Origin of the sequence: Litorivita sp. NS0012-18, assembly GCF_040371945.1 — a bacterium.
Classification (GTDB): domain Bacteria; phylum Pseudomonadota; class Alphaproteobacteria; order Rhodobacterales; family Rhodobacteraceae; genus Litorivita.
On sequence record NZ_BAABWS010000001.1, the window covers coordinates 623605 to 636231 of the forward strand.

The 12627-nt window shown below is 61.2% G+C and carries 8 protein-coding genes and 1 tRNA gene; 6 read left to right on the top strand and 3 right to left on the bottom strand.

Annotated elements, in window-relative coordinates; all coding sequences use genetic code 11:
- Positions 1–2 precede the first annotated feature (2 nt).
- The gene (gene mraZ / locus ABWV64_RS02930) at positions 3–506 is read right to left on the bottom strand and encodes a division/cell wall cluster transcriptional repressor MraZ (RefSeq protein WP_353342783.1); all 504 of its coding nucleotides are present in this window, start codon (positions 504–506) and stop codon (positions 3–5) included.
- A gap of 781 nt (positions 507–1287) precedes the next feature.
- Here mraZ and ABWV64_RS02935 point away from each other — a divergent pair.
- The gene (locus ABWV64_RS02935) at positions 1288–1545 is read left to right on the top strand and encodes a hypothetical protein (protein WP_353342784.1); all 258 of its coding nucleotides are present in this window, start codon (positions 1288–1290) and stop codon (positions 1543–1545) included.
- A 107-nt stretch (positions 1546–1652) separates the two neighbouring features.
- Here the strand turns inward: ABWV64_RS02935 and ABWV64_RS02940 are convergent, their stop codons facing one another.
- Complete coding sequence (locus tag ABWV64_RS02940) at positions 1653–2726, bottom strand: Mrp/NBP35 family ATP-binding protein (RefSeq protein ID WP_353342785.1); 1074 nt, start codon at positions 2724–2726, stop codon at positions 1653–1655.
- Between the two features lie 404 nt (positions 2727–3130).
- Here ABWV64_RS02940 and ABWV64_RS02945 point away from each other — a divergent pair, with 404 nt between their 5' ends.
- Positions 3131–3358, top strand: a complete 228-nt coding sequence (locus tag ABWV64_RS02945) for a DUF1127 domain-containing protein (protein ID WP_353342786.1) — start codon at positions 3131–3133, stop codon at positions 3356–3358.
- Positions 3359–3821: 463 nt separating this feature from the next.
- On the opposite strand, the gene ABWV64_RS02950 is transcribed toward ABWV64_RS02945, so the two are convergent.
- The gene (locus ABWV64_RS02950; RefSeq protein ID WP_353342787.1) at positions 3822–6281 is read right to left on the bottom strand and encodes an ATP-dependent helicase; all 2460 of its coding nucleotides are present in this window, start codon (positions 6279–6281) and stop codon (positions 3822–3824) included.
- Positions 6282–6408: 127 nt separating this feature from the next.
- On the opposite strand from ABWV64_RS02950, the gene ABWV64_RS02955 reads away from it, so the two are divergent.
- From ABWV64_RS02955 to ABWV64_RS02970, 4 genes are all read left to right on the top strand, one after another.
- Positions 6409–7554 carry an alpha-hydroxy acid oxidase gene (locus ABWV64_RS02955; RefSeq protein ID WP_353342788.1) on the top strand — a complete coding sequence of 382 codons (1146 nt, stop codon included), beginning with the start codon at positions 6409–6411 and terminating at the stop codon, positions 7552–7554.
- 252 nt (positions 7555–7806) lie between these two features.
- Positions 7807–11244, top strand: a complete 3438-nt coding sequence (locus ABWV64_RS02960) for a pyruvate carboxylase (RefSeq protein WP_353342789.1) — start codon at positions 7807–7809, stop codon at positions 11242–11244.
- A 241-nt stretch (positions 11245–11485) separates the two neighbouring features.
- Complete coding sequence (locus tag ABWV64_RS02965; protein ID WP_353342790.1) at positions 11486–12232, top strand: TerC family protein; 747 nt, start codon at positions 11486–11488, stop codon at positions 12230–12232.
- Positions 12233–12456: 224 nt separating this feature from the next.
- Positions 12457–12531 (top strand) — tRNA-Gly (locus ABWV64_RS02970).
- The last annotated feature ends 96 nt before the right edge of the window (positions 12532–12627 follow it).

Below are 12627 nucleotides of genomic sequence, written 5' to 3' on the forward strand. Positions count from 1 at the left end.
GCCTAGTCCAGCTCCACATCATCAAGGAACATGAGCGGGTCGAAATCCTCGGGCAATTCGTCAAGGAAGGCTTCGGTTTGCGCCAATTCCTCTTGCTCGTAGGTTTCGGGCTTCCAGATCTGGAAGGTGTCGCCCGCGGCCACAAACATCGCCTCGCCATCAAGGTCGATCTTGGCGCGCAATTTGGCCGGAATGACCAAACGGCCGGTCTCGTCCACATTTGTGGCGACGGCTTGGGCGTGAAACAGGCTTTGCAAGACTTTACGCTCGCGCGAGCCGCGTTTGAGCGCGGTGATCTTCTCGTCGACCTCGGCCATGGCCTCGACGGTATAGACTTCGAGAAACTTGCGGCGGTGATCGCCGTAAACGATGACCAATTCGGGGTTCAGCCCTTCGGTCCAGTTGGGATCAGAAGCCTCCAGCACACGACGAAAAGAGGCCGGGATCGAGACCCTGCCTTTACCGTCTACCTTGTGCTGGCTCTCGCCTCTGAATATGCGGCCCACTGCCCTCTTGGTCCTCTATTTGCCTCAAAAGTGATTTCCAAGGCTTTGAAAGGAAACGGCGAATTGATCTGCTGCCACTGATCAATTCGCCGCCCTCGTCCCGTTTCCGGGATATGTCCAGCTGCACGCGCCACCTGGGGGGATGTCTGCTCGCCCGCGCGCCGGATCTCTGATTTGATGAAAGCGGGAGCCTGTATGAAACCTGACTTGGGAGTTTTTATCGGGATCTTTATGTCCCTTTGTTTTCCCGTCCTCATCTTGCATTTAGGAATGCCATGGGAATTCACCCCACGCAAGAAGTTTTTAACCCATATTCCTACTGTATCTTGTTTTTGAACCGCCCTTGAAACCAGATATAGAGGCCAAAAATCGCCTAAATTGACAATCATAGCCACATGACCACAAGATGTAGTGGCAAAATAGCGGACCAAAAACTTCCCCTAAATTCCCAAAAAATCTTGAATCTGGCCTGCGCAGGGCGGTTTTCGGGCGCGGAGCCCGCCCATGAACGCGGGTTTTCCCATCAAATGCACCCCGTTTTCAATGGGATTCAAGCGAAATTGATTCGCAACAGGCGAAAACCGGCCAGTCTCGCGCCCCATCTGGGCGAGATGTCCCATCTTTTCCCACGCGGCCCATGATTTCCCATAAGGCCCATGACCTCCCATACGGCCCGCTTGCCGCGCCAAGGCGGGGGCAGCGCGCGCCGCGATGCGGATCGGTTAACCTGCCTTCGGCAAGGTCGGCCTTGACCGCCCTGCCCCAACCAAAGGCCCCATCCATGGCACAAACCTATGATATTGACTGCGATCATCTCGCCGCCGAGCTTGCCCGCCATCTGGCGCAGGTGCGCTATCATGGCGCGCGCAAACGGGTGCGATATAAGGGAGTGGTGTCGGGGGCGCTGATCTCTATGGCCGATCTGGCGCGGCTTGAGGCCTTCGAGCGAGGCTTGGCCCAAAAAGAAGCGGCGGGCCGCGCCGCGCGCCAGCCGCCCCAAGACACCCCCGTGCGGGGGCATCTGTCATTGGTGCGCTAGATCGCGCGCCCTATGCGGCGGCGGGCATATAAAACCGCGGCCCTGTGTAATTGGCGGTCCCATATACTGACGGCCCTCAATAATGCGCCGCCATCCCGTCGCGCGCCTTAGACAATGCCGCCGTCGATCAAACGCCGCGCCAAGGCGCCGTAGGCCTCGGCCATCGCGCTCTCGCCTGCGGCCACCGGCGTGCCGCTGTCGCCCGCCAGACGGGTGTCGAGATCGATCGGCAAGGTCGCCAGCAGCGGCAGGCCCAGCTTTTGCGCCTCAGCCGCCACGCCGCCATGGCCGAAGATATGCGCCTCATGCCCGCAGTCGGGACAGACAAAGACCGACATATTCTCGATCAGGCCCAGAACCGGCGTTTTGAGCGTGTTGAACATATCGAGCGCCTTGCGCGCATCCAAAAGCGCCACATCCTGCGGGGTCGAGACCACAATCGCCCCGTCCACCGCGCCGCGCTGGCCCAAGGTGAGCTGCACATCGCCCGTGCCCGGCGGCAAATCAATCACCAGCACATCCAGATCACCCCAATTCACCTGCCCCATCATCTGTTGCAAGGCCCCCATCAGCATCGGCCCGCGCCAGACCACCGCCTTTTCCGCGTCCAGCATCAAACCGATCGACATAAGCGTAACCCCATGGGCGACCAGCGGCTCGATGATCTTGCCATCGGGCGAGGCGGCGCGTTTGGTCGTGCCCATCATGCGCGGCTGCGAGGGACCGTATATATCAGCGTCAAGCAGGCCGGTCTTTTTGCCCGCCCGCGCAAGGGCGACGGCCAGATTGGACGAGACCGTGGATTTGCCCACGCCGCCCTTGCCCGATCCGACGGCGATGATTTTCTTGATGCTCGCCGGTTTGAGCGGCGCGGTTTGCGGTTTGGGGTGACCGCCGACCTTGAGGCTGGGCGCTTTGGGCGCCTCATGGGCGGTCAGCGCCGCTTGCACCTTGGCCACGCCACCCAAATCCATCACCGCCCGTTCGGCCGCCGCGCGCAGCGGCTCCATATGGCGGGCGGTCTCGGCATTCGGGGCCTCGATGACGAATCGCACCTGCGCGCCGGAGGGGCCATCTTCGAGCGTCAAAGCCCGCACCAGATCGGCCGAAATCAGGTTTCCACCGTCCGGCAAGGCCAGTTCGGACAGCCGTTGCAAGATTTTTTCGCGCGAAATCGTCATTTTCGTCTCCCGTTTTCTGCGCGCCCATAAGGCTCAGGAATGCAGCGCGCGCGCAAGCCCTTGCGGCATTGCAGCCTAAATTGTGCCAAATTCAGGCCACGCAAAAATGCTGCACTGCAGCGCAATACCGTAGAAACACCCTATAAAAATAAGGGGTTTCCGGCCGCCTTCGCAGTGTATTTCGGCACAGCCCGCATGACGGCACATCGCTAAACTTAGGGGAAAACACCCAAGAATTCCCCGTATGCGTCAACAATTTGTGACGTTAGGTCAGAACCCCATATGCATTTTCTGCATAGCAGCATTGCCCATTCTGGGCGTTGTGCAGATGCAGCAATTTGCTAAATTGATTTCAACGAGACGCAGAACGCGTCAGACATTCAAATTCGCAAGGAGCCGAAGCAATGGCATTTGCATCCGAGACACATACCCAAGCCGCCCACCACGGGATTGGCGATCTGTTCCACAACGCCGTCGCAAACCTGCGCGGCCGCCTTGAGCGCCGCCGCACCTTCAACCGCACGCTGGACGAGCTCTCCACCTTGAGCAACCGCGAGTTGGCCGATCTGGGCCTCAACCCCGGCATGATCCGTTCGGTGGCCTACGAGAGCGCATACGGCGCCCTCATCTAAGAATTCGGGATCAGAAACCTCTCTCCTCCTCCCTGAGGTTTCTGTGCTTGAGCGGCGACATCGCTCCTCCTCCCTAGATGTCGCCGCGCTTTTAAACGGAGCCACAGCTCCAAACCATACGTCAGGCCTCTCCTCCTCCCCTGAGCCTGACGTCACTTCGCGGTAGCGCCCTCCTCCTCCCTGGCGCTACCGCAAGACCCATTCGGAGCCACGCGCTCCAACCAGATTGCGGCCTCTCCTCTCCTCCTCCCTGGGGATGCCGTGAGACCAGCGATCCGCTCTCTCCTCCTCCCTGAGCGGGTCGTGACAAATGAACGGCGGTGCCTCTCCTCCTCCCTGGCATCGCCGTTTTTTTATGTCCGCCGCCATGCCCCGCCCCGATGACCCGCACAGGGCCAAACACGAAAAACCCCGCCACGGAAACTCCGTCGCGGGGCGCATCAATTTCTGCTAAGCGTCTATTTTAAAACGGAATATCATCCGGCGAGGTGACGAATTTGGCCACCACTTTCTTGGTGCCCGCCTTTTCAAAGGCGATCTCCAATTTGTCGCCCTCAATCGCAAGGATCGACCCGTAGCCGAATTTTTGGTGAAACACCCGCTCGCCGACGCTTCGCGTCGACACGGCCTTGGCCTCGATCGTCACGGGCGCGGCGGCGCCGCTGGGGCGCTGCGCGGCGCGGGCTTGCATCCGCCGCCACCCCGGAGAATTATAGACATCGCTCGAAGAGACGCGCTCTTCAAAGGCCTCCGTGCCGCTAAAACTGCCCCGCGCCGCGCCATACCCGCCGCCATGAAGCCCCGGCGGGGTGAGCACATCAACATGCTCCTCGGGCAATTCGTCAATAAACCGCGAGGGCATGGCGTTTTGCCATTGGCCAAACACCCGCCGGTTGCCCGCAAAGGAAATGGTGCAAATCTCTTCGGCCCGCGTGATCCCGACATAGGCCAGCCGCCGCTCCTCCTCGACGCCCTTGTTCCCGCTCTCGTCCATCGAGCGTTGCGAGGGGAACAGCCCGTCCTCCCATCCGGGCAAGAACACCGCCGGAAACTCCAACCCCTTGGCCGCATGCAGCGTCATGATCGACACTTTCGCCTCGCGGTCATCGCTTTCATTGTCCATGATCAACGCGACATGCTCCAAAAACCCTTGAAGATTGTCAAAGTTTTCCAAGGCCTTGACCAATTCTTTGAGGTTTTCAAGCCGCCCTGGTGCCTCGGGGCTTTTGTCGTTTTGCCACATAGCGGTATAGCCGCTCTCGTCCAAAATCTGCTCGGCCAATTCCATATGGCTGGCGGCAGCGGCGGGCTGCATCGGTGCCGCCAAGGGCTCAATCAATGGCTCGATCAATGGCTCACCCAAAGCCTCGCCCTCGTCCAGCACCGCATCATCGTCAAGATCGCGCACCAAATCAGGCCCGCGCATCATCGCGCGCCAGCGGTCAATCCCCTCGATCAATTTGGCCAGTTCCGACGCGCCCTTGCCGCCGATCCCCTTTTGCGCCAGCAAAATCCGCGCGCCCTCGATCAAAGGCACGCCGTTTTCGCGCGCGGCGATCTGCATCTTTTGTTGGGCCTTATCGCCCAGCCCGCGTTTGGGCGTGTTCACGATCCGCTCGAAGGCCAGATCATCGGAGGGCTGCGTCACCACCCGAAAATAGGCCATGGCATCGCGGATCTCCATCCGCTCGTAGAATCGCGGCCCGCCGATGACCCGATAGGGCAGACCGATGGTCAAAAAACGGTCCTCAAAGGCGCGCATTTGATGCGAGGCGCGCACGAGAATGGCCATATCATCAAGGCTCATCGGATCGCGCCCACGGGTGCCGCGCGACATCGCCTCGACCTCCTCGCCGATCCAGCGCGCCTCCTCCTCGCCGTCCCAATGGCCGATCAGCCGGACCTTTTCGCCCTCGGTTTCGGCGGTCCAAAGCTCTTTGCCCAAACGGTCCGCATTGCCCGCGATCACGCCCGACGCGGCGGCCAGAATATGCGGGGTCGAGCGGTAATTTTGCTCAAGCCGTACCACATGCGATCCGGGAAAATCCTTTTCAAACCGCAAGATATTGCCCACTTCGGCGCCGCGCCAACCATAGATCGATTGATCGTCATCGCCCACGCAGCAGATGTTTTTATGCGCCCCCGCCAAAAGCCGCAGCCACAGATATTGCGCCACATTGGTGTCTTGGTATTCGTCCACGAGGATGTATTTGAACCAACGCTGATATTGCCGCAAAACGTCATCGTGGGTTTGAAAAATCGCCACCACATGCAAGAGCAGATCGCCGAAATCCACGGCGTTCAACTCCAGCAGACGCTTTTGATATTGCTGGTAAAGCTCGACGCCATAACCGCCGTAGGCGCCGCTTTCCGAGGCGGGCACCTTGCTTGGCGTCAGGGCGCGGTTTTTCCATCCGTCAATCACCCCCGCCAGCATCCGCGCGGGCCAGCGTTTGTCGTCGATCGGGGTCAGCGCGATCAGTTGCTTCAAAAGGCGGATTTGATCATCCGTGTCGAGAATCGTGAAATTCGATTTCAACCCCGCCAATTCCGCGTGACGGCGCAGCAGTTTGACGCAAACCGAATGGAAGGTGCCGAGCCACGGCATGCCTTCGGCGGGTTGGCCCAGCATCTGCCCGACGCGGATTTTCATCTCGCGCGCGGCCTTATTGGTAAAAGTCACCGCCAAAATCTCGTTCGGCGCGGCGCGTCCGGTGTTGAGCAAATGCACGATCCGCGTGGTCAGGGCTTTGGTCTTGCCCGTCCCCGCCCCCGCCAACATCAAAACCGGCCCATCCATCGCCTCGACGGCGGCGCGTTGTTCGGGGTTCAGCCCCTCCAGATAGGGGGCCGGACGCGCGGCCATGGCGCGCGCAGAGAGAGAGGCGCCCTCGAAGGCGTCATATTCATCAAAACTGCTCATGGTGCAAAGATAGCGCGGCTTGCGGCAAAGTAAAAGACACGTTCTCGATACGTTCCGCACATATCCGGCGCGGCGTGAAATGCGCTTTTGCTGGACAAGGCGGCGCGATCTGCTTCATCGTGCGCGCATGGATATGATGCAAAAATTCCCCGCGATTTCAGACCTCAAGGCGCGTGCGCGCCGCCGTATCCCGCATTTTGCATGGGAATATCTCGACAGCGCCACGGGCGCCGAAGCCGTGCAGCGGCGCAATCGCGCCAAGCTGGACGAGGTGCTGTTCTTCCCGTCGATCCTGCACGGCGAACAAGAACCCGACCTCTCGGTCGATCTGTTCGGCAAGACGCATCCGCTGCCTTTCGGGGTCTCGCCTGTGGGGATGTCGGGGCTGTTCTGGCCCGATGCCGAGGCGCTTTTGGCGGCGGCGGCGACGCGCGCGGGCCTGCCTTACGGGCTGTCCACCGTGGCCAGCCGCACCCCCGAGGACGTCGCCCCGCATTTGCAAAACAACGGCTGGTTCCAAGTCTATCCGCCGCGCGATCCCGATATTCGCACCGATATGATCAAACGCGCCAAGGCCTCGGGCTTTCACACCATGGTTCTGACCGTCGATGTGCCCGTCGCCTCACGGCGCGAGCGCCAGACCCGCTCGGGCCTGACCTCGCCGCCGCGCCTGACCCCGCGGCTTTTGGCGCAGGTCGCCCGCTGCCCTGCTTGGGCGATGGGCACCGCAAAAATGGGCATGCCGCGCATGCGGCTCATTGATGGCTACGCGGGCAATATGACGGGGCTGAGCTCGACCGCCCATGCGGGCTATATGCTGCGCACCTCGCCCGATTGGGCCTATCTTCAGGCCCTGCGCGACGCATGGGACGGCCCGTTTATCGTCAAGGGCGTCTTGCGCGCCAAGGATGCGATTGCCTTGGAAAAACAAGGCGTTGACGGCATATGGGTGAGCAATCACGCGGGGCGGCAATTCGACGGCACGATCAGCAGCATCGAAGCCCTGCCCGCCATTCGCGCCGCCACCTCCCTGCCGGTGATTTTCGACAGCGGCATCGAGGGCGGTCTGGATATCCTGCGCGCGCTGGCCTTGGGGGCCGATTTCGTCATGCTCGGGCGCGCGTGGCACTATGCGCTTGGCGCGCTGGGGCGCGATGGCCCCGCCCATTTGATCGAAATCCTCAAAGCCGATCTCATCGCCAATATGGGCCAGATGGGCCTCACCCGCTACGGGCAGCTATCGGGCAAATTGGTCACCTCAGCAGACCAATAATCCCGCCAAAGGCCGATCCCGCCCGCAACGCCGGTTTAACCGCGCAATTTTATGACATTTTGCTCAGCCGCAGCGCAGCATTGCGCAAGCGGTGCCGCCCCGCGGAGCAAAATCTTACCAAAATGTAACAGCCCCTCGCATGGGCTCTTGTGCTGCCCCGCAGCATCCGCCTAGCCTGAGCAATATTCCGCACAGCGGGCGAAAGATCGCCCCCTGCCGCGGCGAGACACCGCGACGAAGGAGAGCCGCGATATGCCCGAGTTCAACAAAATCCTCATTGCCAACCGAGGCGAAATTGCGATCCGCATCATGCGCGCCGCCAACGAGATGGGCAAGAAAACCGTGGCGGTTTTCGCCGAGGAGGACAAGCTGGGCCTGCACCGTTTCAAGGCCGATGAAGCCTACCGGATCGGCGAGGGCATGGGGCCGGTCGCGGCCTATCTGAGCATCGAGGAAATCATCCGCGTCGCCAAATTGTCGGGCGCCGATGCGATCCATCCCGGATATGGGCTATTGTCGGAAAACCCTGATTTTGTAGATGCTTGCGACGCGGCAGGCATCACCTTCATCGGCCCCAAGGCCAAAACCATGCGCCAGTTGGGCGATAAGGCCTCGGCCCGCCGCGTTGCCATCGAAGCGGGCGTGCCCGTGATCCCCGCAACGCAGGTTCTGGGCGAGGATATGGACGCCGTGCGCGCCGAGGCGGGCGAGGTCGGCTATCCGCTGATGCTCAAGGCCTCATGGGGCGGCGGCGGGCGCGGGATGCGGCCGATTTTCAATGAGGCGGAACTCGAAGAAAAGGTCCGCGAAGGGCGGCGCGAGGCCGAGGCGGCCTTTGGCAATGGCGAGGGCTATCTGGAAAAGATGATCCTGCGCGCCCGCCATGTCGAGGTGCAGATCCTTGGCGACAGCCACGGCGAGATTTACCACCTCTATGAGCGTGATTGCTCGGTCCAGCGGCGCAACCAAAAGGTCGTCGAGCGCGCCCCTGCCCCCTATTTGAGCGAGGCGCAGCGCGCGCAGATTTGCGAATTGGGCCGCAAAATCTGTGCCCATGTGAATTACGAATGCGCCGGCACCGTCGAGTTTTTGATGGATATGGATGACGGGCAGTTCTACTTTATCGAAGTGAACCCGCGCGTGCAGGTCGAACATACGGTCACAGAAGAGGTCACCGGCATCGACATCGTGCAGGCGCAGATCAAGATCGCCGAGGGCAAGAGCTTGGCCGAGGCCACCGGCAAAGCCGCGCAATCGGATATCCGCCTGCATGGCCATGCGTTGCAAACGCGGATCACCACGGAAGACCCGCAAAACAACTTCATCCCCGATTACGGTCGCCTGACCGCTTATCGCTCGGCCACGGGCATGGGCATCCGGCTCGACGGCGGCACCGCCTATGCGGGCGGGGTGATCACGCGCTATTATGACAGCCTTCTGGTCAAGGTCACCGCCCATGCCCAAACCCCCGAAGCGGCGATCAAACGCATGGACCGCGCCCTGCGCGAATTTCGTATCCGCGGGGTCAGCACGAATATCGCCTTTGTGGAAAACCTGCTCAAACACCCGACGTTTTTGAGCAATCAATACACGACCAAATTCATCGACGAGACGCCGGAATTGTTCGATTTCGACAAGCGGCGCGATCGCGGCACCAAGGTTTTGACCTATATCGCCGACATCACCGTCAACGGACATCCCGAAACCCAAGGGCGCAAGAAACCCGCCGAGGCCAAAGCCCCCAAAGCCCCGCGCGCGCAGACCGAAACCGCGCCCGCAGGCACCCGCGATTTGTTGATTAAGGACGGTGCCAAAGGCGTGGCCGATTGGATGCTGGCGCAAAAGCAGCTTTTGATCACCGACACCACCATGCGCGACGGGCATCAATCGCTTTTGGCAACGCGGATGCGCTCGATCGATATGATCCGCGTGGCCCCCGCCTATGCCGCCAATCTACCACAGCTTTTCTCGGTCGAATGCTGGGGCGGCGCGACCTTTGATGTGGCCTACCGCTTCTTGCAAGAATGCCCGTGGCAGCGGCTGCGCGATCTGCGCGCGGCCATGCCGAACCTGCTTACGCAGATGCTTTTGCGCGCCTCCAATGGCGTCGGCTATACCAATTACCCCGACAATGTGGTGCGCAGCTTCGTCGCTCAGGCCGCTGAAAACGTTGATGTTTTCCGCGTCTTCGACAGCCTCAACTGGACCGAGAACATGCGCGTGGCGATGGATGCGGTGATCGAGAGCGGCAAAATCTGCGAAGGCACCATTTGTTATACGGGCGATGTTCTCGACCCCGAGCGCGCCAAATACGATCTCAAATACTATGTCGCCATGGCCAAGGAGCTGGAGGCCGCAGGAGCGCATATCTTGGGCCTCAAGGACATGGCGGGCCTGCTCAAACCCGCCGCCGCCAAGGCTTTGGTCAAGGCGCTCAAAGACGAGATCGCGATCCCTGTGCATTTCCACACCCATGACACATCGGGGATTTCCGCGGCGACCGTTCTGGCCGCCGCCGAGGCGGGCGTGGACGCTGCCGATGCCGCGATGGATGCGTTTTCGGGCGGCACATCGCAGCCCTGTCTTGGCTCCATCGCCGAGGCCTTGGCCCATACCGAGCGCGACACCGGTCTCGACATCGGCAAGCTGCGGCAAATCTCGGAGTATTGGGAGGCGGTGCGCGCGCAATATGTGGCCTTCGAGGCAGGCCTGCAGGCCCCCGCCTCCGAGGTATATTTGCACGAGATGCCCGGCGGTCAGTTCACCAACCTCAAAGCGCAGGCGCGCAGCCTCGGCCTTGAGGAGCGTTGGCACGAGGTGGCGCAAACCTACGCCGATGTGAACCGGATGTTCGGCGATATCGTCAAGGTCACCCCCTCGTCCAAAGTCGTCGGCGATATGGCCTTGATGATGGTCAGCCAGAACCTCACCCGCGCCGATGTCGAAGACCCCGCCAAAGACGTCGCCTTTCCCGATAGCGTCGTCGATATGATGCGCGGCAATCTGGGCCAGCCTCCGGGCGGTTTTCCCGATCTGATCGTCAAAAAGGTGCTCAAGGACGAGAAACCCAACCTTGAACGCCCCGGAAAACATCTCGCCCCCGTCGATATCGAAGCCGCCCGCGCCGAATTGAGCGCCGCCTTGGGCGGGCGCGAGATCGATGACGAGGATCTGAACGGATATCTGATGTATCCCAAGGTCTTCACCGATTATATGGAGCGCCACGAAACCTATGGCCCCGTGCGCGCCCTGCCGACGCGAACCTTCTTTTACGGGATGGAACCCTCCGAAGAGATCGCCGCCGAGATCGACCCTGGCAAGACCTTGGAAATCCGCCTGCAAGCGGTGGGCGAGACCGACGAGAACGGCGATGTGAAGGTGTTTTTCGAACTCAACGGCCAACCGCGGGTGATCCGCGTGCCGAACCGTTTGGTCAAAGCCACCACCGCCGCGCGGCCCAAAGCCGAAGCGGGCAATCCCAACCACATCGGCGCCCCGATGCCGGGTGTCGTGGCCTCGGTCGCGGCCACCGTGGGGGCGCGCGTCAAGGCGGGCGATCTTTTGCTCACCATCGAGGCGATGAAGATGGAAACCGGCATCCATGCCGAGCGCGACGCCGTGGTCAAAGCCGTGCATGTGCAGCCAAGCGGGCAGATCGACGCCAAAGATTTGCTGGTCGAACTGGAATAGCCCCGCGCGGATTGCATGACCCTCAGGGCCGAAGGGCGGCCCGCGCTGGCCGCCCTTCGACATTGAAATCAAACGCTTGCGGCGCATAGCTCATGCAATACCGCGCCGCCCGCCGCCCCGCGCAAATCCCGCACCGCGCAACAGCGCGCGCGCATTCTCTCTGGCCATGCCCCTGCAGTGCGCTACACTCGGCGCCGCGACGCCCGTCGCAATGATCAACCCCGCGCTTGAGTGATCCGCTATGTTAGAACTTCTCTCCGATCCGGCTGTATGGGCCTCTTTTCTCACCCTCACCGTGCTCGAAATCGTGCTCGGCGTGGACAATATCATCTTTATCTCGATCACCGCCGCGCGCCTGCCCGAAAGCCAGCGCCGCGCCGCGCGCTTGATCGGGCTTGGCGGGGCTTTGGTGCTGCGGATCGCGCTGCTGATGTCGATCGCTTGGATCGTCTCGCTCACCGCGCCGGTGGTCACGCTTTTTGGCCATGGCTTTAGCTGGCGCGACGCGATCATGCTGGCGGGGGGATTGTTCCTTTTGTGGAAGGCCAGCACCGAAATTTTCGACGAGGTCGAGGGCGAAGAAGAAGGCCACACGGCCGCCGTGGCCAGCTTTGGCGCCGTGATCGTGCAGATCATGGTGCTCGATCTGGTGTTTTCCTTCGACAGCGTGATCACCGCCGTGGGCATCGCCGATCATTTGCCGGTGATGATCGCCGCCGTCATCGTGGCGGTCGCCGTGATGATGATCGCCGCCGAACCGATCGCCGGTTTCGTCGAAACCCACCCCAGCACGAAAATGCTGGCGCTGGCGTTTTTGGTGATGGTCGGCGCGGCGCTCATTGCGGACGGATTTGGCGTGCATTTCGAACGCGGTTTCATCTATGCCGCGATGGTGTTTTCGGCGGCGGTCGAGGCGCTCAACCTCTTGCGCGCCAAAAGGCGGCGCGCCAAAGCCGCAAAGGCCGAGCAAGCGGCGCAGGGGCGCTAAGCCTATTCCCGCCGCTTGCGCGCGAAGCGGCCGCAGCAGGCGAGACGAAGGCCGGCCTGATTGCCTCTTCGGTTCAAGGATGCGCCCCATCGCGTTGTTTACATTAATCTTTTCATCGCCCGCGCGGGCCTCATCGGGGCCTGCGCCAAAAAAAATCCAATTCCGCGCATTTTCCTCTTGCGGCCAGCGCGGGATATTACTAAATCCTGCCTCACCAAAAGGAAGCGGGCGTAGCTCAGGGGTAGAGCATAACCTTGCCAAGGTTAGGGTCGGGCGTTCGAATCGCCTCGCCCGCTCCAATTTGGACCAACCACCCCAGTTGGTATCGCTGGAAACAGCAACGATAGGGTCGCCCTCGGGCGGCCCTTCGTCGTTTGTGCGCCCGTGTTTTCGCA

Excerpts from the sequence above, each read along its gene's own strand:
- ABWV64_RS02955 (WP_353342788.1), top strand. The coding sequence starts at position 6,409 with ATGGATATGATGCAAAAATTCCCCGCGATTTCAGACCTCAAGGCGCGT.
- ABWV64_RS02945 (WP_353342786.1), top strand. The coding sequence starts at position 3,131 with ATGGCATTTGCATCCGAGACACATACCCAAGCCGCCCACCACGGGATT.
- ABWV64_RS02935 (WP_353342784.1), top strand. The coding sequence starts at position 1,288 with ATGGCACAAACCTATGATATTGACTGCGATCATCTCGCCGCCGAGCTT.
- ABWV64_RS02940 (WP_353342785.1), bottom strand. The coding sequence starts at position 2,726 with ATGACGATTTCGCGCGAAAAAATCTTGCAACGGCTGTCCGAACTGGCC.
- ABWV64_RS02950 (WP_353342787.1), bottom strand. The coding sequence starts at position 6,281 with ATGAGCAGTTTTGATGAATATGACGCCTTCGAGGGCGCCTCTCTCTCT.
- ABWV64_RS02960 (WP_353342789.1), top strand. The coding sequence starts at position 7,807 with ATGCCCGAGTTCAACAAAATCCTCATTGCCAACCGAGGCGAAATTGCG.
- ABWV64_RS02965 (WP_353342790.1), top strand. The coding sequence starts at position 11,486 with ATGTTAGAACTTCTCTCCGATCCGGCTGTATGGGCCTCTTTTCTCACC.